General features: G+C 67.1%; 22 protein-coding genes. 17 read left to right on the top strand and 5 right to left on the bottom strand.

Annotated elements, in window-relative coordinates:
* From jaqu_RS20385 to jaqu_RS02290, 7 genes are all read left to right on the top strand, one after another.
* A partial coding sequence (locus tag jaqu_RS20385; RefSeq protein WP_201774346.1) for an SPOR domain-containing protein occupies positions 1 to 524 on the top strand: 524 nt, incomplete at its 5' end.
* Positions 525 to 562: 38 nt separating this feature from the next.
* Complete coding sequence (locus jaqu_RS02265) at positions 563 to 1,768, top strand: D-alanyl-D-alanine carboxypeptidase family protein (RefSeq protein ID WP_043917322.1); 1,206 nt, start codon at positions 563 to 565, stop codon at positions 1,766 to 1,768.
* Positions 1,769 to 1,906: 138 nt separating this feature from the next.
* Complete coding sequence (gene tmk, locus jaqu_RS02270; protein ID WP_043917323.1) at positions 1,907 to 2,500, top strand: dTMP kinase; 594 nt, start codon at positions 1,907 to 1,909, stop codon at positions 2,498 to 2,500.
* Positions 2,497 to 3,564 carry a DNA polymerase III subunit delta' gene (locus jaqu_RS02275; RefSeq protein ID WP_043917324.1) on the top strand — a complete coding sequence of 356 codons (1,068 nt, stop codon included), beginning with the start codon at positions 2,497 to 2,499 and terminating at the stop codon, positions 3,562 to 3,564. Before tmk ends, jaqu_RS02275 begins: the two co-directional genes overlap by 4 nt.
* Positions 3,565 to 3,639: 75 nt before the next feature.
* Positions 3,640 to 4,434, top strand: coding sequence for a TatD family hydrolase (locus tag jaqu_RS02280; protein WP_043917325.1), 795 nt, complete (start codon positions 3,640 to 3,642; stop codon positions 4,432 to 4,434).
* 67 nt (positions 4,435 to 4,501) lie between these two features.
* Complete coding sequence (locus jaqu_RS02285; protein WP_043917326.1) at positions 4,502 to 5,308, top strand: MBL fold metallo-hydrolase; 807 nt, start codon at positions 4,502 to 4,504, stop codon at positions 5,306 to 5,308.
* A gap of 54 nt (positions 5,309 to 5,362) precedes the next feature.
* Positions 5,363 to 6,292 carry an AEC family transporter gene (locus tag jaqu_RS02290; RefSeq protein WP_043917327.1) on the top strand — a complete coding sequence of 310 codons (930 nt, stop codon included), beginning with the start codon at positions 5,363 to 5,365 and terminating at the stop codon, positions 6,290 to 6,292.
* Between the two features lie 13 nt (positions 6,293 to 6,305).
* Here the strand turns inward: jaqu_RS02290 and jaqu_RS02295 are convergent, their stop codons facing one another.
* On the bottom strand, positions 6,306 to 7,178 hold the full coding sequence (locus jaqu_RS02295) for a transglycosylase SLT domain-containing protein (RefSeq protein WP_236687734.1): 873 nt from the start codon (positions 7,176 to 7,178) through the stop codon (positions 6,306 to 6,308).
* 259 nt (positions 7,179 to 7,437) lie between these two features.
* Here jaqu_RS02295 and jaqu_RS02300 point away from each other — a divergent pair, with 259 nt between their 5' ends.
* The 4 genes from jaqu_RS02300 to jaqu_RS02315 all read left to right on the top strand — a co-directional run bounded on the left by jaqu_RS02300 (position 7,438) and on the right by jaqu_RS02315 (position 11,012).
* Positions 7,438 to 7,953: a hypothetical protein gene (locus tag jaqu_RS02300; protein WP_043917328.1), complete on the top strand. Its 516-nt coding sequence runs from the start codon at positions 7,438 to 7,440 to the stop codon at positions 7,951 to 7,953.
* A gap of 69 nt (positions 7,954 to 8,022) precedes the next feature.
* Positions 8,023 to 9,540: an Asp-tRNA(Asn)/Glu-tRNA(Gln) amidotransferase subunit GatB gene (gatB, locus tag jaqu_RS02305; protein ID WP_043917329.1), complete on the top strand. Its 1,518-nt coding sequence runs from the start codon at positions 8,023 to 8,025 to the stop codon at positions 9,538 to 9,540.
* A gap of 86 nt (positions 9,541 to 9,626) precedes the next feature.
* Entirely contained in the window at positions 9,627 to 10,013 is a 387-nt protein-coding gene (locus tag jaqu_RS20390) for a hypothetical protein (RefSeq protein WP_052500724.1), read from the top strand.
* Between the two features lie 66 nt (positions 10,014 to 10,079).
* Positions 10,080 to 11,012 (top strand): alpha/beta fold hydrolase, encoded by a 933-nt coding sequence (locus tag jaqu_RS02315; protein ID WP_043917330.1) that lies wholly within the window; start codon positions 10,080 to 10,082, stop codon positions 11,010 to 11,012.
* 18 nt (positions 11,013 to 11,030) lie between these two features.
* Here the strand turns inward: jaqu_RS02315 and jaqu_RS02320 are convergent, their stop codons facing one another.
* Positions 11,031 to 11,285 (bottom strand): BolA family protein, encoded by a 255-nt coding sequence (locus jaqu_RS02320; protein WP_043917331.1) that lies wholly within the window; start codon positions 11,283 to 11,285, stop codon positions 11,031 to 11,033.
* A gap of 79 nt (positions 11,286 to 11,364) precedes the next feature.
* On the opposite strand from jaqu_RS02320, the gene jaqu_RS02325 reads away from it, so the two are divergent.
* Positions 11,365 to 11,979 carry a J domain-containing protein gene (locus jaqu_RS02325; protein WP_043917332.1) on the top strand — a complete coding sequence of 205 codons (615 nt, stop codon included), beginning with the start codon at positions 11,365 to 11,367 and terminating at the stop codon, positions 11,977 to 11,979.
* A 3-nt stretch (positions 11,980 to 11,982) separates the two neighbouring features.
* Here jaqu_RS02325 and jaqu_RS02330 read toward each other — a convergent pair whose 3' ends face one another.
* Positions 11,983 to 13,185, bottom strand: a complete 1,203-nt coding sequence (locus jaqu_RS02330; protein WP_052500725.1) for a DUF2235 domain-containing protein — start codon at positions 13,183 to 13,185, stop codon at positions 11,983 to 11,985.
* Positions 13,186 to 13,327: 142 nt separating this feature from the next.
* Here jaqu_RS02330 and cobS point away from each other — a divergent pair, with 142 nt between their 5' ends.
* The 3 genes from cobS to cobT all read left to right on the top strand — a co-directional run bounded on the left by cobS (position 13,328) and on the right by cobT (position 16,742).
* Positions 13,328 to 14,314, top strand: a complete 987-nt coding sequence (gene cobS / locus jaqu_RS02335) for a cobaltochelatase subunit CobS (protein WP_043917333.1) — start codon at positions 13,328 to 13,330, stop codon at positions 14,312 to 14,314.
* Complete coding sequence (locus tag jaqu_RS02340; protein WP_043917334.1) at positions 14,311 to 14,766, top strand: hypothetical protein; 456 nt, start codon at positions 14,311 to 14,313, stop codon at positions 14,764 to 14,766. Before cobS ends, jaqu_RS02340 begins: the two co-directional genes overlap by 4 nt.
* A gap of 104 nt (positions 14,767 to 14,870) precedes the next feature.
* Entirely contained in the window at positions 14,871 to 16,742 is a 1,872-nt protein-coding gene (gene cobT, locus jaqu_RS02345) for a cobaltochelatase subunit CobT (protein WP_043917364.1), read from the top strand.
* Here cobT and jaqu_RS02350 read toward each other — a convergent pair.
* A complete protein-coding gene (locus jaqu_RS02350; RefSeq protein ID WP_043917335.1) occupies positions 16,739 to 17,761 on the bottom strand; it encodes an NAD(P)/FAD-dependent oxidoreductase in 1,023 nt (340 codons plus the stop codon). The genes cobT and jaqu_RS02350 overlap by 4 nt on opposite strands.
* A 47-nt stretch (positions 17,762 to 17,808) precedes the next feature.
* Between jaqu_RS02350 and mnmD the strand changes: the two genes are divergently transcribed.
* Together mnmD and jaqu_RS02360 are read left to right on the top strand one after the other, a co-directional pair.
* The gene (gene mnmD / locus jaqu_RS02355) at positions 17,809 to 18,459 is read left to right on the top strand and encodes a tRNA (5-methylaminomethyl-2-thiouridine)(34)-methyltransferase MnmD (protein ID WP_043917336.1); all 651 of its coding nucleotides are present in this window, start codon (positions 17,809 to 17,811) and stop codon (positions 18,457 to 18,459) included.
* Positions 18,456 to 19,319 (top strand): DMT family transporter, encoded by an 864-nt coding sequence (locus jaqu_RS02360; RefSeq protein WP_043917337.1) that lies wholly within the window; start codon positions 18,456 to 18,458, stop codon positions 19,317 to 19,319. Before mnmD ends, jaqu_RS02360 begins: the two co-directional genes overlap by 4 nt.
* 48 nt (positions 19,320 to 19,367) lie before the next feature.
* Here jaqu_RS02360 and jaqu_RS02365 read toward each other — a convergent pair whose 3' ends face one another.
* Positions 19,368 to 21,383 carry a lytic transglycosylase domain-containing protein gene (locus jaqu_RS02365; protein ID WP_052500726.1) on the bottom strand — a complete coding sequence of 672 codons (2,016 nt, stop codon included), beginning with the start codon at positions 21,381 to 21,383 and terminating at the stop codon, positions 19,368 to 19,370.
* Positions 21,384 to 21,532 lie beyond the last annotated feature (149 nt).

Here is a 21,532-nt window from a genome sequence, read left to right on the forward strand (position 1 = left end):
TGGCCCGGATCGCGGCAGCGGTCGATGCCGCCGAGGCAGCCGCACCCGAGACCGAAGCCGCCCCCACCTCCGACGCGTTCCCGAGCGCCACGATCTTCCCGGATCTGGAGGCCCGTGTCGCCCGCGCCGTTGCCGCGACAGAAGCCGCCGAGACCCCGGCCGCAGAGGCCGAGGCCAACGGCGCCCCGGCCGCCGCCGTGACGGCCCAGCCCATCGGCGCTGCCCTACCGGAGGCCGTACCCCAGGCCGAAGCCATGCAAACGGCGCCCAAGGCCGACATTACCCGCCAACTCGCCGAACCTTTCATCGAGATCGGCAAGTTCCGCGACGAGAACGAAGCCCGCGATGCGGCCGAGCGCATGGCCGCCGCCGGCGTCACGGCGCGCGTCTCACGCGAGCGGGTTCGCTTGCGTCGTGTCTGGCGCGTGGTCGCCGGACCGGCCGAGGATGTCGAAGGCCACTCGGCGATTCTTCGCACGGCGCAGGAAATGGGATACTCGGACGCCTACCCTGTCGGCGGCTGACCGCCTATATCGCGGCCAAAACGACGGAGCAGGATATCATGACTCTCAAGCCGTTCCTTGCCGCCTTGTTGCTATCGACGCCCGCGGCCGCGCAGGAATTCCAGACCCGCGCGGGCAGCGCGATCGTCATCGACCACAATACGGGGCAGGTGCTTCTGTCCAAGAACGCGCAGGTTCCCCTGCCCCCCGCGTCGATGTCCAAGCTTATGACGCTGAATATGGCGTTCGAGGCGTTGGAGGACGGACGGCTGACCATGGAAACCGAGTTGCCGGTGTCGGATCACGCCGCCAGCTTCGGCGGATCGACGATGTTTCTCGATCCTCGCGACCGCGTCACGGTCGAGGATCTGATCCGCGGCATCGTCGTGCTCTCGGGCAATGACGCGACAGTCGTCATCGCCGAAGCGCTCTCGCCCGACGGGACGGAAGCGGGTTTCGCCGACATGATGAGCGAGCGGGCGCGCGAGCTTGGCATGGAGAATTCCGCGTTCCGCAACGCATCGGGATGGCCCGCGCCCGGTCATGTGATGTCGATGGAGGATCTCGCGATCCTGGCCGAGCGTCTGATTACCGAGTTTCCGCAATACTACCCGTATTTCGCAGAGACCGAGTTCGCCTTCGATGGCCGCTCGCCCGCGAACCGCTTCAATCGCAACCCGATCCTGCGGCTGGACATTGGGGCGGACGGTCTCAAGACCGGTCACACGCAAGAGGCGGGGTATGGTCTTGTCGGCAGTGCCGTCGATGGCGACCGGCGCGTGACCTTCGTCATCTCGGGGATCGAATCCGAAGCCGTGCGCGCCGAAGAGAGCGAGCGCATCGTGAATTGGGCCTTCCGTCAGTTCGCCGAAGAGCAGTTGTTCGACGACGAGACGGCGACGATGCATGCCGATGTTTTCATGGGAGAGGCTCCGACCGTCGCGCTGGAGCCCGCCGAGGAACTGACGGTCCTGCTTCCGACGACGGGGCGCCAGCCCCTGGCTGGCGAGATCAGCTATGACGGTCCGATCAACGCGCCCATCGAGGCCGGACAGCAGATCGCGACACTTACGCTGAGCCATCCGGGGATGGAGCCTTGGTCCGTCCCGCTGGTCGCCGCCGAGGACGTTCCACGGGCCGGCCCGCTGCGCCGGATCCAGATTGCGGGTGGGACCGTTGCCGGTCGTCTGCTCGATGAAGTGATGGCCCGGATCGAGGGGGAACCCGAGACTACCGCGACCGAGGAAGCACCCGCCGAAGGCTGATGCGCCGACGAAGGTCGGGTCGGGCGACGCCTTGGTCCGATGCGCGTGGTCATGCCGGTCGGAGCGAGCGCCTCGCCATGAGCCTCGCCGTGTCGGTGCCCCCTCGCCCCCGCCCTGCCCCCCTGCTAACCGGACCTCATGTTCATCTCGTTCGAAGGCATCGATGGCTGCGGAAAGTCGACCCAGGCGCGCATGCTGGCCGATGCGTTGCGGGCTGAGGGCGAGGTCGTGCAAACGAGGGAACCCGGCGGGTCGCCCGGCGCGGAAGAGATCCGGCGCCTGCTGGTCGAGGGCGATCCCGCGCGCTGGTCCGCCGAGACGGAGATCCTGCTTTTCACCGCAGCCCGCCGGGACCACCTGGAGCGTGTGATCGCCCCTGCGCTCGACCGCGGGGCGCGCGTCGTCACGGACCGCTTCGCCGATTCCACGCGTGTCTATCAGGGCGCGACCCGCGGCGATCTCCGGGCGACCGTGGATGCGCTGCACGATCTCATGATCGGCCGCGATCCGGACCTCACATTCGTGGTCGACATCGATCCCGCGCTCGCCCGCGCCCGGGCCGCCGCCCGGTCCGATACCGAGGACCGGTTCGAAGAGTTCGGCCTGTCTTTCCAGATGACGCTCCGCGACGGATTTCGCGCGCTGGCCGAGGAGTTTCCGACGCGTGTCCGGCTGATCGACGGTGACGGCGCGGCCGAGATTGTCCACCGCCGCGTGATGGCCGCGCTGTGACGGACGGGCTGCCCGAAGGCGACCGCGCGGGCGACGCGCCCCACCCCCGCCATACCGCACGCCTGATCGGGCAAGGGCCGGCCGAGCGCGCCTTCCTGGACGCTTGGAACGGCGGGCGTCCACATCACGGCTGGCTCCTGACGGGTCCCAGGGGCGTGGGCAAGGCGACACTGGCCTGGCGGATCGCCCGGTTCCTGCTGACGGACCCTCCGCCGCACGCGGACAGCCTGGATCCCGAACCGGGGCATCCGGCGCTTCCCCGAATAGATGCCCTTTCGGAACCCGCTCTGATGCTGCTTCGGCGCCCGTGGGACGAGAAGACCAAGCGTCTAAGGGCAGAGATCACCGTGGACGAGGCGCGGAGGCTCGGCCCGTTCTTCGGCCTGTCGGCAAGCGGCCGCCGCGTTGTCATCGTCGATGCGGCCGACGATCTGAACCGGAACGCCGCCAACGCGATCCTGAAGTTGCTCGAAGAGCCGCCCGTTGGAGCAACCCTGCTTCTGATCTCGCACCAGCCGGCACGCCTGTTGCCGACGATCCGCTCCCGTTGCCGGGTCCTGCGACTCGGCCCACTTTCGCCCAAGGAAGTTGCCGAGGCCGTTGCACAGGCGGGCGGCGCAGAGACGGATCCCGGCCTCGCCGAACTGGCTCAGGGATCTCCGGGTGCCGCATTGGATCTCGCCGAGGGCGGAGCCGAGACCTATGCCGGTCTGGTCTCGCTGTTTGCTCATGCGCCGATGGATCGGGGTGCGGCGCGTCGGCTGGCCGACAGCCACGCGGGCCGGGCGGCATCGGACAGGCTGCCGGTGACGCGGGACATGCTGCAACGGCTCTTGCACCGTGCCGCGCGCGCCGCCGTCGCGGGCCCGCCCCCCGAGGCCGTCCCGGGAGAAGCGGCAACGTTATCCAGACTGGCGCCGAACGAAGACGCGGCGCGCGCGCTCGCCGCGCTGGCACAGGACCTGTCGGACCGCTTCGCCCACGCCGCAGCGGTCAATGTCGATCCCGCCGCGATCGTTTGGGACCAGCTTGCCGCGATCGACGGCCATGCGCGCAACGTTTGAAATGGGGACCGGCCCGGTGGGCGCAGCTTTGCTGGCCTCTTGTATGTCCGCGCCGCCCCGCCTACCCCGCCCCGCATGCGCCTGACCGACAGCCATTGCCACCTCGACTTCCCGCAATTCGAAGGGGAGCTTCCCGATCTGATCGACCGCGCCGCGAAGGCGGGCGTGCATCGGATGGTGACGATCTGCACCAAGCTGCGACAGGCGTCGCAGGTCCGTGCCATCGCCGACGCCCATGCCCCTGTCTTCTGGGCCGCGGGGACGCACCCCATGAGCGCGGCCGACGAACCGATGGCGAGCGTGGATGAACTGGTCGCGCTCGCCGACCATCCAAAAATGGTCGGCATCGGCGAAACCGGGCTCGACTACCACTACACCGCCGATAGCAAGGACGTGCAGCAGCAAAGCCTGCGGATCCATATCGAGGCGGCGCGCCGGACAGGATTGCCGCTGATCATCCACGCCCGTGACGCCGACGAAGACATGGCGACCATTTTGCGCGACGAGCACCGCGCGGGCGCCTATTCCTGCGTGATGCATTGCTTTTCGTCGGGCCGCGCGCTTGCCGAGGCTGCGCTGGAGCTGGGCTTCTACCTCAGCATGTCCGGGATCGCGGCCTTTCCCAAATCGGACGAGTTGCGCGCGATCTTCGCGGACGCCCCCCTCGACCGGATCCTCGTCGAGACCGACGCGCCCTATCTTGCGCCACCCCCCTATCGTGGCAAGCGCAACGAGCCCGCGTTCGTCGCACACACTGCCGCCAAGGGCGCCGAAGTCTTCGCGATCACGGAGGCGGAATTCGCCGCTGCGACCGAGGCGAATTTCGAGCGTCTGTTCTGGAAGACAGTCGCCGACGCGCCGCCGGGCTGACATCGGCCCGTTGCTCCTGGGGCGGCCCGCCCTTGCCCTTGGGCGCGCCGATGACCACAAGGCACTCATGGCGACCCTGCGGTTCACGATCCTCGGCTGCGGCTCCTCCGGCGGCGTCCCGCGTCTGGGCGGGCATTGGGGCGATTGCGACCCGGAGAACCCCCGCAACCGGCGCCGGCGCTGTTCCATGTTGGTCGAACGCGTGACGGAGCACGGCACCACACGGGTTCTGGTCGACACGTCGCCCGACATGCGGCAGCAACTGCTCGATATTGGGGTCGGGAACCTCGACGGAGTCGTCTGGACGCACCCTCATGCCGACCACGTGCACGGACTGGACGACCTTCGAATGATCGTCTTCAACCAGCGCCGGATGCTCGACGTGTGGGCCGATGAGCCGACCTACGACGCCCTGAAGACGCGGTTCGGCTATGCCTTCGAGACCCCCGACGGGTCGGCCTATCCGCCGATCCTGACGCGGCATACATTTGACGGACCGATCTCGATCCCGGGCGCGGGAGGCGATCTGCGGGTGACGCCGATCCCGGTCGACCACGGGTCGATCCCCGCGCTGGGACTACGGATCGGGGGTTTGGCCTACATGCCCGACGTCAATTCCATTCCCGAGGCGTCGGACTGGCTGTTGCAGGGATTGGATGTCTGGATCCTCGATGCGCTGCGTCGGACCAACCACCCATCGCACTTTTCGCTGGCGGAGGCGCTCTACTGGATCGACCGAATGGCTCCGAAACGGGGCGTGTTGACGAATATGCATATCGACCTGGACTGGGCGACCGTGGATGCCGAGACGCCCGGAAACGTGACTCCTGCCTGGGATGGCATGGTGATCGAGTTGCCCGATGACCGCCCTTGAAGACTGGAAGCCGGACCAGCCCGCCAGCCTGCAAACTCCACCGGATAATGGCCGATGCTATCCGTCCTGACGGTCACGGTCCCGGTCTTCGTCCTGATCGGCGCGGGGTATGTGGCGGTCTGGAAGGGGCTGTTCAGCCAACCCAATGTGGACGGCCTGATGGTCTTCACGCAGCGGTTCGCGATCCCCTGCCTGCTGTTCCTCGCCATGGCTCGGCTGGATCTCGCGGCGGGCTTCGACTGGCGCCTTCTGACGGCCTATTATTCCGGCAGCCTGATCTGCTTCGCCGCCGGTATCCTCGGCACCCTCTTCTGGCTGAAGCGGGGACCGGAGGACGCAGTCGCCGTCGGCTTCGCGGCGATGTTCGCCAACACGGTGCTTCTGGGCCTTCCCATCGCTGAACGGGCTTATGGGACCGAAAGCCTTACGCCGAACTATGCGATCATCGCGATGCACGCGGCCTTCTGCTATCTCGTCGGCGTCACCGCCATGGAGATCGTGCAGGCGGGCGGCAGCGGGTTCCGCCGCGGTGTGCGGAATGTCGGGCTGTCGCTTGCGCGCAATTCGCTGATGATCGGCGTGATGCTCGGCCTCTTGCTGAACCTGTCCGGTCTGCCTCTGCCCGCCCTTCTCGAAGAGCCGATCCAGCTGGTCGCATCGGCCGCCTTGCCGGCCGCCCTTTTCGGGCTCGGCGGCGTCCTCGTGCAATACAAGCCGGAAGGCGACTGGCGCGGGATCTCGCTCTGCATCGGGATCGCGCTGGTTCTGCACCCGGTCGCCACCTACGCGGTCGGGAAGTCCCTCGACCTTCCCGAGGGCGCGTTCCGGGCAGCCGTCCTGACGGCCGCGATGGCACCTGGCGTAAACTCGTACCTCTTCGCGGCGATGCACGGCAGAGCGGTCCGCATCAGTGCGTCCGCCGTCCTCATCGGAACGGCGGCCTCCGTCCTGACCGTGTCGATCTGGTTGCTGATCCTCGGGTGAGAGCCAATCTCCGTCAGCCGCCGCGCGGCACGTCCGACCCTTCTGAGATCGGCGTCTCCATTGCGCCGGGGCTGTAGAACTGTTTGTCCAGTTCCCAAGCGACGAACATCGGAACGTCCTGAGCCTCGCCTGCCGGGGTTCCGATCCAGTCCGGCCGCGCCACGGGACGGGCCGAAGCGTGCAGCCCCATGCAGAAGGGCTGACGCGAGATCCAACGGCGCATGTCCTCCCGCTTGCGGGTGGAGTGGAACGGCCCCCAATCCGCGGCCACGCCCTTCATGCCCCGCGCCACCACGTTGTCGCGCGGAACGGTCCGATTCATGATCCGGACGGCGCAGGACATGTTGAGCGCGCCATCCTTGAGCGCCTCGCCCGTGCGCGCCTGGCATTTGTAGAGTTGCGCCGTCGGCGGATAGATCTGGACGAGGCCGTACCACAAACCTCCACCGCCCACGGCATTCGGGCGCCACGTGCTTTCATGCTTGGCCAGCGTCGAGAGAAGCCCGGCCCAGAACGCCTTTCGCGACCAGCGATCGGCCTCGGGATAGGCGGGGCACCACGCCTGAATGTCGCGGGGGACCGTGTCGACCAGCTTCTGTCCGTGGCTCTCGATGGCGCGCATGGCGGCGCGCGTCCAACGGGCGGATCCCCGGACATGGTCCCACCGCAGGTCCGGCAGTTCCTCCGTCACGACCGTGCGGGGTCGCGGCGCGGGGCGCAGCGACCAGATCGGCGCGAAGGCGGATGCGTCCGCCTGCCAGGTCGGCGCACTTGAATTGGCCGTTACCTCATAGGGCGCTGTGTCGGCGGATTGTGCCATTGCGGGCACGGCGCCGCACAGCGCGAGGCCCAGAATGGCAGCCTTGTGAAGTCCGGACCGGATCATCGTCGCTCTCATCTCGTCGGCACCCCCAGGTGTCGTCGGGCCGAACCGCAGCCCCTTGGCAAACTCGCCATGACGCGCCATGGCTCGAACAGACGCACCCGACCGGTTGGCAGACTCGGTACGGGTGCAGCGCCCCCCTATCACCCCAACCCAGCGTTGCAAAACGGACAGCGTGTTTCCCGTCGCGAAGCCGCCGGGGTTGGCGGATAGATGCCGATGGGACAGGGTTCGTCAGGGGCGTGACGAGGGATTCGGGTCCATGCACTTCATCATCGGGCTGCTCGGCCTCGCGGCAGCCGCTTCGTTCTGGCTGTATCGGATGCGGGATGCGGCAGACACGGCGCATCAGGTCAAGGACGCGGCCGAGACGGCGATCGGCGCCGTCAAGCGCTGGAACTTCAAACGCACCCATCACGGAAATCCGGCGGACCAGATCGACCGCGCAGATCTGGCTCAGGGCACGCTGGCCGCCGTCTTCATGGAGCTTGGCCCGCCGCCGACGCGCGAAGACCGCAACGCTCTCTTGTCTGCCCTGCAACGTCACCTGCGCATCGACCTACCGGCCGCCGAAGAGATCCTGGTGATAGGGCACTTCTTCGCCAACGAATGCGGGAGCCCGGAAGCGGCTGTGCCCCGGATCGGCAAGCGTCTCTTCAAGCTCGAGGGAGAGCGTGGCCTCGACCCGGCCCTTGCGGTCATCAATGACGCGACGGACGGCATCACGGACAGGCAGCGCGATGCGCTGGCCGAACTCAAGCGCATCTTCCGTCGCTGACGCGGCGCGGGGCCGCCTTGCCCCGCCCCCCGGCTGCCGGTAATCCGCCTCGAAGATGCGGAGGACGCCATGCTGGACCTGACCTACGAGACGCCCAAGCCCAAGACCATCGCCGGCGAGACCGGGGATTGGGAACTGGTCATCGGAATGGAGGTCCACGCGCAGGTCAGCTCCAACGCCAAGCTGTTCTCGGGCGCCTCCACCCGCTTCGGCGCAGAGCCGAACTCGAACGTCTCCTTCGTCGATGCGGGCATGCCCGGCATGCTGCCGGTCATCAACGAATTCTGCGTGGAACAGGCCGTCAGGACCGGACTGGGCTTGAAGGCGGCGATCAACTTGCGCTCCGCCTTCGATCGGAAGAACTACTTCTATCCCGACCTGCCGCAGGGCTACCAGATCAGCCAGCTCTACCATCCCATCGTTGGCGAAGGCGAAGTGCTGGTCGAACTCGGCGACGGCACCGCCCGCGTCGTTCGGATCGAGCGGATCCATCTCGAACAGGATGCCGGCAAGTCGATCCACGATATGGATCCGGCCCTTTCCTTCGTGGATCTCAACCGCACCGGCGTGGCTCTGATGGAGATCGTCAGCCGCCCGGACATCCGCGGCCCCGAGGAAGCGGCGGCCTACATCGTCAAGCTGCGCCAGATCATGCGCTATCTGGGCACCTGCGACGGGAATATGCAGAACGGCAACCTGCGCGCGGACGTGAACGTCTCTGTCTGCCGCCCCGGCCAGTACGAGAAGTATCAGGAGACGCAGGACTTCTCGCATCTCGGCACGCGGTGCGAGATCAAGAACATGAATTCCATGCGCTTCATCCAGCAGGCTATCGACTACGAGGCCCGCCGCCAGATCGCGCTGCTCGAACGCGGCGAGGAGGTCGTGCAGGAAACCCGCCTCTACAACGTCGAAAAGGGCGAGACGCGGTCGATGCGATCCAAGGAGGAGGCGCATGACTACCGCTACTTCCCCTGCCCCGACCTGTTGCCGCTGGAGATCGAGCAGGAGTGGGTGGACGACATCGAAGCCTCCCTTCCCGAACTGCCCGACGCCAAGAAGGCGCGCTTCGTCTCCGATTTCGGCCTCAGCGACTACGATGCGAGCGTGCTGACTGCTGAGACCGAGGCCGCCGCCTATTTCGAGGAGGTGGCTGCCGTCTCGGGCAACGGGAAGGCCAGTGCGAACTGGGTCATCAACAACCTGTTCGGACGGCTCAAGGAAGACGGCGATCGTTCGATCACCGAAAGCCCCATGTCGCCCGCGCAACTCGGCGGCATCCTGAAGCTGATCGAGACGGGCGACATCTCCGGCAAGATCGCCAAGGACGTCTTCGAGATCGCCTACACGACCGGCCGCGAGCCTGCGGAAATCGTCGAGACCGAGGGCATGAAGCAGGTCACCGATACCGGCGCGATCGAAGCGGCGGTGGACGAGATCATCGCCGCCAACCCCGCGCAGGTCGAGAAGGCCCAGCAGAACCCCAAGCTCGCCGGCTGGTTCGTCGGCCAGGTCATGAAGGCGACCGGGGGCAAGGCGAACCCGAAAGCCGTCAACGAGGTCGTGTCGGCCAAGCTGGGTCTCTGAACGCCTTCCGGGGCCGCGGCGCCACAGCCACGGAATCGCCGCAGCCCGGCGGTGAATTAACCATATTCGCCGCGCATTCAGCGCGAATGAGACACGAGACCTTCACAAACCCCGACGCAATCGAGTTCAAGGTCGTCCCCGCGCCCAAGAAGGGTGAGCATGGCCCGAACCTCTCAAACGACACCGACCGGATGGCCCATACGCTGACCGGCATCTTCAACGAGATGGCCGCCGAAGGGTGGGAATTCCTCAGGGCCGAACGCCTGCCGAACGATGTCGGCTACGACATGACCGGCACCGCCGCCAAGGAAGTCACCGTCCTCGTCTTCCGGCGCGAATCGTGCCAGCCGGTCATGTTCCGGCGGGCCTCTGCGACAGCAGGTCCGCGCCCGGTGGCGGAGCCCGAGCCGGCCCTCCGACCTGTGGCCGAACCGCTGGTCCTGACCAACCCCCTCGAGATCGTCCGGGACTGACACGCTCGCTATAGGCGAAAAGCTGACCTTGGGGTAACCTCCGACGTCGAAGGGTGTCGGAGTTCCATGGCGCTTGTGTTGTCGAGCCGTGCTTTCGCCTCCCCCGCGCGTATGTCGATGCGGGGTTCTTCGGGTGCGACACATTATGGCATCGTCGATCGGCCCAGCGGGATCGGTGCGCCGAAGCTTCGGTTGGTGACGCAGGCCAAATGGCTGGCCCTGATCGCCGCGGCCGCCCATGACAACCGGGTGCTTTTCTATGTCCACGGTTACAATACCCGTCCCACGGGGTTCCTTCGCCATCTCCTGAAAGTCGAGACGGCGCTCAGGCGAAACGGATACCATGGCGCGATCGTCGGCTACGATTGGCCTAGCCTCGGCAAGCCCAGCCCGGCCGCGTACCGGGCGGACCGCCGCACCATTCATCGCATCGCGCGACACCTCGTGCTGGATGGCCTCTTCCCGATCCTCGGGCTGTCTCCCCGTCCCCGCGTGAGCCTCGCGGCGCATTCCATGGGCGGCCTGATGGCGCTGAACGCGCTTGGGCAGTTCGGAACCCGGGCATCGCCGTGGAAATGGCTGGACCAGGTCCTCTTCACCGCCGCAGATGTCAGGATCGACCAGATGGCCTCAGGGGGCAACGGCGCGCGCCTCCTGGCGCTGCGGGCAAAGCGGTTCACCAACTACTACAACCCGTGGGACGAGATCCTCTCTCTGTCGGGGCCGTTCCTGAACGGCGGCTCCAAACGGGCGGGGCGCGCCGGGCTTCCAGCCAGTGTCCCGGCCGGGCACCACGACATCCATTGCCTCGACCAGTTCCGACGCGATGCCCACGGAACGGCGGGTAGCGATTTCGAGAACATGCTGCTGTCCCATGGCTGGTGGTGGGACAATGCGGGATTCGTTCGCGACGCGGCCCTGACGCTTCTGGGAAAGTCCGCGACCGCGATGCCCACGAGACGGCCGACGACGACGACGGATCAGGCGCTCTGGACCTAGAACGGCGCGGCCGCGGGGTCAGTCATCCAGATCGAGCGAAAGGGCGTGGATCCGGTCCATCACGTCGCCAAGCGCCGTGTGGACCATCCGGTGCCGCTCGACCCTGCCCTTGCCCGCGAATGCCTCGGCGCGGATCGCCACCTTCCAGTGGCTCTCTCCGGACCCATCGTCGCCGGCATGTCCGGCATGGGACGCGCTGTCGTTGATCACCTGCATCTCGCGGGGATCGAAGGCCGCCTGCAAACGCTCCCGGATCGTCGCCTCCATGGACATCGTCTTTTCCTTCCGAAGCCTCTTCCATCCGCCGGGCCGATGACTAGAGTATGGCGCCTGCGACCGGCAAGGGGGCCCCATGACCAAGAACGATCCCTTTGGATTCGACATGCGTGTCTCGTCCGCGAAGAAGAAGAACACGCGCGGCCGTCGCGGCATGTCGGGTGCGTTCGAGACGTCGACCCGCGAATGCGAGCACGAAGGCTGCACGGAACGGGGCCAGTACCGCGCACCCAAGAGCCGGGACTCGAAGGACGACTACTACTGGTTCTGCAAGGATCACGTGCGCGAGTACAATCAGAAGTGGAACTTCTTCGACGGCCAGACCGAAGCGGAGGCCGCGGCGCAGTTGAATGCCGACCAGGGGCCGACGCAGCCGTTCCGCAAATCCATGGAGGAGCGGGCCTGGGCGCGTCTCGGCATCGAGGACGCCCACCAGGTCCTGGGCGGGAACGCGACCCAGAATCCGGGCCGCGCATCCCAAGGGCGGCGCCTTCCGCCGACCGAGCGCAAGGCCATCGAGATCCTCGAAGCCCGCGACGACATGGCCAAGGCGGACATTCGCAAGGCCTACAAGAAGCTGATCAAGGTCCTGCATCCCGACATGAACGGCGGCGACCGCAGCCAGGAAGAACAACTGGCCGAGGTCGTCTGGGCGTGGGACCAGATCAAGGACAGCCGCAACTTCAAGTAGGGCTCAGGCGACGTCTCGCTGCTGCGGCTCTTCGACCACGCGCGCGTCGAGCCATTCCCTGAGATCCGGTTCGATGCGCCGGAGACTCGGCGGCCGGTAGAGCTGCCAGTCGCCGTCCTTCGTTTCGTAACCGTATCGGTCGAGCACGGCAGCATGGACGCCGTCCATCGAACCCGGCCCGTCGCGGTCCCGTCCGATCATGCTCATGACCTGTGCCGCGACGCCGCCCTTGCGCTTCTCCATGTTGTAGAGCGGCCCGACGGGGTTCTGCTTTTCGACGATGCGATCCCGGACGATCGGATCGAACTGCAATCCCGCGCGTTCGGCCCCCTCGATGATCCAGCCGAGCGCGATCGAAGACAGGTCCTCGATGTTGCCGCCGCCACCTACGGCACCGTGATCGCCCGCGAAGAACCGTTCCTGATAGGGCCGCGCGTCGCCCAGTATCCCGTCGTTCAGGCGATCCAGGTTCGACCAGAGCGTCGGCTCGAATTCGCGGCGGCGTTCGTCCAGCGCGACTGCGTGCCGCGCCGACGTCACCATCCGTGACAGCTCGGCATCATGGAACCTGTTGCCGCGATTGATCAGGCCGGAGATCAGGAACCGGTTCGGAACCCCCAGGGATCCGACCGTGTCCCAGACGCCCAGATAGGCGATCTTCAGAAGCGCCGCGTCATGCGCCCCCTCTTCCGCATAGATCTCCGCATCGTCGGGGCTGGTCATCAGATGCGGCGATATCTTTGCACGGAAGCGGCGGCTGAGATCGGTGTCCGGCTTGGTCCGGGGGTCGTCGCGGGTGCGGTAGCGGTCGACGATCCGGTCCAGCTTCGACAGCCGCGTGCGCGACAGAAGGCCCGAGGACCGGATCAGCCCGGTCAGCGACCGCGCCGTATAGGCGCCGCGCGAGAAGCCGAAGATGTAGATCTCGTCGCCGGGATCATAAAGAAAGACAAGCCGCGTATAGGCGTCCACGACGTTTTGCGTCAGACCCATCCCCAGCGCCCCGCCCAGGATCCGGTCGCTGATCTTTCCCATCTGGGTCAGCCCCCGCTGGCCGGTCCCGACGCCGGGCACGTAGGTCATGACCTGCGGGACATCGTCCGTCCCGATGGGACGCAAGGCGCGGCCGAGATGAACGACATTGGTCGGATATTCGGAGCTGGCATGGCTCCAGGTGCCGTCGCACAGGATGACGATACGCTTCATCTCGGTCTCCCCTACCAACAAGTGACGCAAGGTTAATCACTCACGGAACCCTGCGACAGTGAGGCATTCCCTACCTGGGGCGTTCCCCTTGCTCCTCCTCGTCTTATGTTGCATCCCGCCCGCTGACCGAAGGAGTGACGACATGGCCGATGGAAGCCTCGAAACCCTCGTTGAACCGGACACGGACTACTCCGTCCGCGAGGTGTTCGGCATCGACAGCGACATGATCGTAAAGGGCTTCGCCGCGCCGTCGGAGCGGGTGCCGGAAGTCGACCCGACCTACCGCTTCGACCCAGACACCACGCTGGCGATCCTGGCGGGGTTCGGCTGGAACCGCCGGGTCATGATCCAGGGCTACCACGGGACGGGCAAATCGACCCATATCGAGCAGGTCGCGGCGCGCCTCAACTGGCCCTGCGTGCGGGTCAACCTCGACAGCCATATCAGCAGGATCGACCTGATCGGCAAAGACGCGATCAAGTTGAAGGACGGCGTGCAGGTCACGGAATTCCATGAGGGAATTCTGCCGTGGGCGCTGCGCAACCCGGTCGCGATCGTCTTCGACGAATACGATGCCGGCCGGGCCGACGTTATGTTCGTGATCCAGCGCGTGCTGGAACATGACGGCAAGCTCACGCTGATGGATCAGAACACCATCATCACTCCGCACCCGTCCTTCCGCCTCTTCGCGACGGCGAACACGGTCGGGCTGGGTGACACGACGGGCCTCTATCACGGCACCCAGCAGATCAACCAGGCGCAGATGGACCGCTGGTCGCTGGTTGCGACCCTCAACTATCTCGAACACGACGCCGAAGCGGAGATCGTGCTGGCCAAGAATCCCTCCTGGGATACCGAGGAGGGGCGCAAGCAGGTCAGCCAGATGGTCACCGTCGCCGATCTGACGCGCACGGCCTTCATGGCAGGCGACCTGTCGACGGTGATGTCGCCCCGGACCGTGATCGCCTGGGCCCAGAACGCACAGATCTTTGGCGATATCGGCTATGCGTTCCGTCTGTCGTTCCTGAACAAGTGCGACGAGTTGGAGCGGGAGACGGTGGCGGAATTCTACCAGCGCTGCTTCGACGAGGAACTGCCGGAAAGCGCGGTCTCCAAGAGCCTGGGATGACTCGGTTCGCGCTCGTTCTTGCGTTCCTTGCGACGAGCGCGGCCGCCTTCACGCCTGATCAGCAAGCTCGCCTCGACGGGTGGGACGCCGTCATCCGGGAGGCCGGGGCCGGATGCACGGCATGGGAGGTCGCGAGAGCCGAAGCGCTGATCGAGCGCGGGCTCGACAGCTACCGCGATCCGCAGGGCTATCTGGAGTTCGGCGTGATGGCGACGAACATCTATCTGCAGACCGAGGTCCCGCCGGACGACCTGCAGGCGGAAGCGTTGCACGAGGTCCCGGCACTCCGCCCGGTCGCCGCCCGCTTTGCGGATGCGCTGGCAGCCGGAACGACCTTGGATGATCCGTCGCTCTCTTTCGTCGACGACGCGGTGGCCGCGTGCGACCGGCAACTCGACGCGATCGGAGAGCGCGTTCGCTGGGCGATCGACGAAGGCATCTCGCTGGACTGACCGTCGGCACTGTCTATCGGTCGTGACACGCCATGCCCGATCCGAAGCCCTCCCGCGCCTCTGCGCGCATTGCTTCGCCCCGCCCGGAACGCTACCTGCACACCATGAGCAAGCCCGTCGATAATCCCGCCGACCCGTTCAAGAAGGCCCTCGCCGAAGCGACCAAGGTCATCGCCGAGGATCGCGAGCTTGCCGTAACCTACTCCGTCGACCCGCCCGGCCGCACCAACGACAGCGTGCGCCTGCCACAGATCAGCCGCCGCATGACGCGCGAAGAGGTGCTGCTGGCGCGCGGAACCGCCGATGCCTTCGCGCTTCGGCACAAGCATCACGATGCGGGCGTCAACGCCAAGTATCTGCCGCAGGGCAACATGGCGCGCGAACTCTATGACGCGCTGGAAACCGCGCGATGCGAGGCCGTCGGGGCGCGTGCGATGCCCGGGACGGCTGGCAACATCGACGCCAAGATCGGCGCCGAGGCGCGGCGCAAGGGCTATGGCGACGTCACCGACAAGGCGCAGGCGCCGCTGGCCGCCGCCGCCGGGTACTGGCTGCGGCACAAGGCGACGGGCCGTCCCTTGCCGGCCGGGGCGCAGAACGTGCTCGACCTGTGGTCCGGCTTCATCGAGGAATCGACAGGTGACAGGGCCGACGATGTCGGCGACATCCTGTCCGATCAGGCGGCCTTCGCCCGGCTTGCGCGCCAACTGATCGACGATCTGGGCTATGGCGACCAGCTTGGCGACGACCCCGACCTCGAAGACGACGAAGAGGATGACGGCGCCGACACCGACGACGAGGAACAGGAGCCCGACTCGACCGGTCAGGACGATGAGGAGGATCAGGCCGACGCCTCGCCCGAACAGAGCCAGGACCAGCAGGATGACCCCTCGCAGGCCGAGGTTTCCATGGACGACATGGCCGATCAGGAGACCGAGGAACAGTCCGAAGCCCCCGAGGCCGACCAGGCGATGGAGCCGCCGCCCCCACCCCCCGTCAGCGAGGCCGATCCGGACTACAAGATCTACTCGGACGCCCATGACGAGGTGATCGACGCCGCCGATCTTGCCGAACCCGCCGAGCTGGAGCGCCTGCGCGCCTATCTGGACCAGCAACTCGAACCGCTCAAGGGGGCGGTCTCCCGGCTGGCGAACCGTCTCCAGCGCCGCCTTCAGGCCCAGCAGAACCGGTCGTGGGAATTCGACCTCGAAGAGGGTCTTCTCGATGCCGGCCGTCTGGCGCGGGTGGTCGCGAACCCGACCACGCCGCTGAGCTTCAAGATAGAGCGCGATACCGAGTTCCGTGACACGGTCGTCACCCTGCTTCTGGACAATTCGGGGTCGATGCGCGGGAGGCCGATCTCGATCGCCGCGATCTGTGCGGACGTGCTGGCCCGTACGCTGGAACGCTGTGGCGTGAAGGTCGAGATCCTCGGCTTCACCACCCGCGCCTGGAAAGGCGGACAGGCACGCGAGGAATGGCTCGGCGCCGGACGGCCCGCCGCGCCGGGCCGGCTGAACGACCTGCGCCATATCGTCTACAAGTCGGCCGATGCCCCCTGGCGCCGGGTCCGTCCCAATCTGGGCCTGATGATGAAGGAAGGCCTCCTGAAAGAGAATATCGACGGCGAAGCCCTAGAATGGGCTCATCGCCGGATGGTCGCCCGCGCCGAGGCGCGCAAGATCCTGATGGTGATCTCGGACGGTGCCCCGGTCGATGACAGCACGCTGTCGGTGAACCCGGCCAATTACCTCGAGAAGCATCTCCGCGACGTGATCGCCATGGTCGAACGTCGCAAGGCGGTCGAGCTTCTGGCGATCGGCATCGGCCATGACGTGACCCGCTACTATCAGCGTGCCGTCACGATCACGGATGTAGAACAGCTCGCCGGGGCGATGACCGAGCAACTCGCCGCCCTCTTCGACAGCGATCCCCGTGCCCGCGCCCGCATCATGGGGATCCGGCACGTCGCCTAGAGGCTCGCCTCCGCGCGGAACCCGGCCGGAATCCGGTCGCGGCCTTCCAGGATCAGATCGGCGAGCACTTCGCCCGACAACGGCGCCATGCCGAAGCCGATCTTGAAGCCGCCATTCGCGATCCAATGGCCGGGGCGATCCGGCCACGCTCCTAGCATCGGGGCTCGACTCCGCGCGCGCGGCCGAACCCCGGCCCAGCGGGCGATGACCGACCCATTCCGCAGGTCGGGAACGGCTGCACGCGCACGCTCGATCAGGTCGTCGAGTTGCGCGTCCGTCGCGTCCGAAGCGTCGAACTCCCGCTCTGACGTGCTGCCGATGGCCGTCGTGCCGTCGCCATGGGGCACGATGTGCAGCCCGTCGACATAGAGTTGCGGCGCATCTCTCCGGTCCAGCCGCAGCAAAGCGGCCTGCCCCTTCACGCCATTTCCCGCCGGGCGCCCCGCGGCGTTTTGCAGGACGCCCAATCCCCGCCATCCCGTCGCGTGGACCACTGCACCATCTTCCGCGCCGTCCGTCACGATCTCTCCGCCCCGCGTTCGGATCGCAGCGGCGAGTGCGTCGCAGGCGCGCGCGGGATGTAGCCGGGCCGACAGGGTATCCCGGATGACGCGCGCTGTGCCGGGCCCCCAGCCGTCCGGTGCGGGTTCGACTGCCCAGACCGCCGCGTCGCCCCAAAGCGCCTTCGCCCCCTCCGCCCGGACGCGAGCCCGCGTCTCCTCCGCCTCATCCGCGACCGGCTGCAATCGGCCCATCCGCGCATAGAGCGGGTCTCCTCCTCCGGCCTCGGCAACGGCACGCCACCAGTCCCCGGCCATCAGCAGGCTTTCAAGCTGGGACGCCTTCTTGTCGTTCCAATTCTCCGGCACGTGCGGCGCCAAGGCCCCCACGACCCCGCCCGACGACCCCGCGCCGACGCCGTGCGGGTCGATCACCCGGACCCGCGCACCGCGGCAGATGCACGCCCACGCCACCGATAGCCCGAAGATCCCGGCGCCCCGAACCGTCACATCGCGCATTGCATCCCTCTCGTCGCGGGATCATCCATGCGGCGGAGGTAGGACAGATGGCCAGCGGCGAACACCCTACGATCGAATGGCAGGGCCCCGTGCCGGTCGCGACCCGCTACGGCGATCCTTACTACTCCCTTCAAGACGGGGCCGCCGAGGCGCGTCACGTCTTTCTGGACGGAAACGATCTGCCCGACAGATTGCGGGACGGCTTTCACGTCGCGGAGCTGGGCTTCGGGACGGGGCTGAATGCCCTCGTGCTCTCGGCAGCCTGGCGGGATCCGGGCATCGTCCGCATGACGTCGTTCGAGGCGCACCCTATGGAGGCAGACGATCTCGCACGCGCCCTGTCCGCCTTCCCAGACATCGACGCCACGCCTCTGCTCGACGTCTGGCCCGCCCGCCGCTTCCGGCTGGGCGCGGTCGAGGTCGAGGTCGTCGAGGGTGATGCGCGCGAGAGCCTGCCGGTCTGGCAGGACAAGGCGGATGCCTGGTTTCTGGACGGCTTCGCCCCGGCGCGAAACCCCGAACTCTGGGAAGAGATGCTGATGGAGGAGGTCGCGCGCCACACGGCGCCCGGAGGCACCTTCGCGACCTATACTGCCGCGGGTCATGTGCGCCGCGCCCTGACGAAGGCCGGCTTCGAGGTCGAAAGGCGCCCCGGCTTCGGACGCAAGCGGCACATGAGCATCGGACGCCTTCCGTGACCCTGTCGAACGAGCGGCTGGGCATCGCGCTGATGGTCGCGACGACGGCCGTCTTCGCGGCACAGGACGGCATCTCCCGCCATCTGGCGGCCGAGTACAACGTCCTGATGGTGGTGATGATCCGCTACTGGTTCTTCGCCGCCTTCGTTGTGACGGTGGCGACGCGCCGCGCCGGCCTCAGGGCCGCGGCCGCCACCTCCAGGCCGATCCTACAGGCGACGCGCGGTCTGCTGCTCGCCGCCGAGATCTGCGTGATGGTCGCGGCCTTCACCTTGCTCGGGCTCGTCGAGAGCCATGCCATCTTCGCTGTCTACCCCCTGCTCGTCGCCGCCCTGTCCGGCCCGATCCTGGGCGAGAGCGTGGGTTGGCGCCGTTGGGCGGCCATCGGCGTCGGCTTCACCGGCGTCCTGATCATCCTCGGGCCGGGATCCGGCGTCTTCTCGCCCCTTGCGCTCATCCCACTGACCTCGGCGGCGATGTTCGCGCTCTATAACCTGCTGACACGGCTCGCCGCCAAGACGGACCGGACGGAAACCAGCTTCTTCTGGACGGGAACGGTCGGGGCGCTCTTCATGACGGTGGTCGGCATCTGGTTCTGGGAACCGATGACCCGCGCCGATTGGGTCTGGATGGCCACGCTCTGCGTGACGGGGGCGACCGGCCACTGGCTCCTGATCCGCACCTACGAGGCCGCCGAGGCGAGCACGGTCCAGCCCTTCGCCTATCTCCAACTCGTCTTCGCCAGCCTGATCGGCCTAGTGATCTTTGGAGAGTCGCTGCGCGCCGAGCTTGTCTGGGGCGGTGCGCTGGTCGTCGCGGCCGGGCTCTTCACGCTCTGGCGGTCAGGCCGCGTGAAGTAAGGGGCGCAGGCTGTGTTCGCCACCCCCCTTCCGGTCTGAAGGGCGACCTTAACCGTCCTCGCCGCTGCGCGTCGCCATCACCGGGCCCGGGGCGAACTCCCCATAACCGTTGCGCAACCATTCGGTCAGGCTGACCGCCTCGGGCAGGCCGGCAAGTTGCGCGCGGTAGGGCAAAAGCGACTCCGACACCCGCATGATGTAGTTGCGCGTCTCCGAGAAGGGCACATCCTCGATCCAGTCCACGATATCGACGGACGGATCGGACGGGTCGCCCAGACGGGCCGACCAGCGCCGCGCGCGAGAGGGCCCCGCGTTGTAGGCGGCCGGAACCAGAACGGGCGACGGCCCGAACTCGGCCTCCAGTTCGCCCAGATAGGCGGTGCCGAGCCGCGCATTGTAAAGCGGGTCATCGGTCAGCCGCCATTTCTCGTAGTTCAGCCCGATCAGGCCCGCCATCTCGCGGGCGGTGCCGGGCATGAGCTGCATCAGCCCCCGCGCGCCCGCATGGCTGACGACGATGGGATCGAACTCGCTCTCGCGGCGGGCAATGGACAGGGACAGTTCTGGCGCCACCGGGCTTTCCAGCGCGGCCAGCGGTGTCACAGGGTAGTAGCCCCTGTGCAATTCCATCCCGCGCAGAGCGGCCCTCTTGGCGATCTTCAGAGCGACATGGGGCTCGTCCCAGGACAGGACCTCGTCGATCAGCGTGCCGATTTCCTCGCGCGGAAGCACGTCGGCCAGATGCGTCGCGAACCGCTCCGCCAGGTCCCGCTCACCCAGTTCCGCCAATTCCCGGGCCGCTTCGAGAACGGTGCTGTCCTGCAGCGACGTCTCGGCCAGCGGGGGGAAACGCTCGTCGCCCGCCAAAAGCGGATCCGGCGCGATGCCGCCACGCTCGGCGGCGAGCTGTCCGTAGAAACTGGTCTGGTATTCCGCACCGGCGGCGTAGGCGGCCTCGGCGCCTTCCGCATCGCCCGCCTCTTCCAGCGCGCGTCCCAGCCAGTAGCCGGCGCGCCCCTTGCTGATCGGCGACGCGACGGCGGCATCGAAACGCCGGAAATGCTCTGCCGCGAGCGAGGGGTCATCCAGATGGCGCAGCGCGATATACCCGGCCAGCCATTCGATCTGGCCGCTGTCGCGATGTCCTTCCGGCAGCCCGTGATTGGCCGCGACCCGGTAGCCGTCGCGCGGATGGCCGTCCTGCTTCAGCCCCCGTGCGAGCCGGTAGCGATGTGGCGCCCAGGCTTCGGGCGAGACGAGGCTGTCTGCGTCCGTGTCATAGGCGAAAAGCAGTTCCAGCGCGCCGTCCTCGCCCCGTATCCGACCCTTGTCGAGACGCCAGCGGAACCGCTCGTAGGCGAGGCCGGCATGGCTGCGCAGGGTTTCGGGGACCGCCGCGATAAGCGCGTCGACGCCCGGTTTGCCCTCGCGGAGCGCGATGCGGGCTTCGGCCAGGGCGCGTTCCGGCCCCTCGACCAGAGGCAGGGTCCGACCGGCGGATTTCAGGTCGCCCGACCAGATCATCGCGTCCAGCCGCGCGGGGTGGAACGGCTCCAGCACTTCGCCGAATACCTCGATGAAGCCGGCATGGGCGGCCGGTGGCATCGGGCGGGTCAGCCAGCTGTCGATGGCGATCGCCTCGGCCTCGTCGGTGCGGCCCGCGGCCCGCAACGCGATCGCAAGCCGCAGCGCGCCGTTGCCGGTATTCGGCTCACGCCCGTCGAAGAAGGCGATCACCTCGGACGGCGGCAGCGCAACCGGCATCACCTGTTCCGCACGGATGCGCATCAGATCGAGACCTGGCCAATCGGCGTTACGGTCGAGGAAATCGACCATCTCGGCAAAGCTGCCCGCACGGTCCCGAAGCAGGTGCCACAGCAGCACGTCCCGCAGCACATCCTCGTCCACGCGGGTCATGGCGGCGCGGGCGGCGTCGGGACGCCCGTCGCGCAGATGGCTCAGACCCAGCGTGAACTCCCCGTCCGCGCGCGAGGCGGGGGCGAGTGTCAGCGATACGGCCAGGGCGGTGGTGGCGGCCAGGGCCAATCGTCGAAACGGCGTCATGGTCGATCTCCCTCGGCGGGCAAATTGGCGACTATTCAGGGGGGATTCCAGCCCGAAAACACGGCTTTATTGAGGCTCCCATAACAAATCGCCATGACCGCGCCGTCTTGTCGCGACCAGAGGTGGAAGCTAGACGGGCCCGGATCGCC

The organism is Jannaschia aquimarina, assembly GCF_000877395.1.
GTDB lineage: Bacteria > Pseudomonadota > Alphaproteobacteria > Rhodobacterales > Rhodobacteraceae > Jannaschia > Jannaschia aquimarina.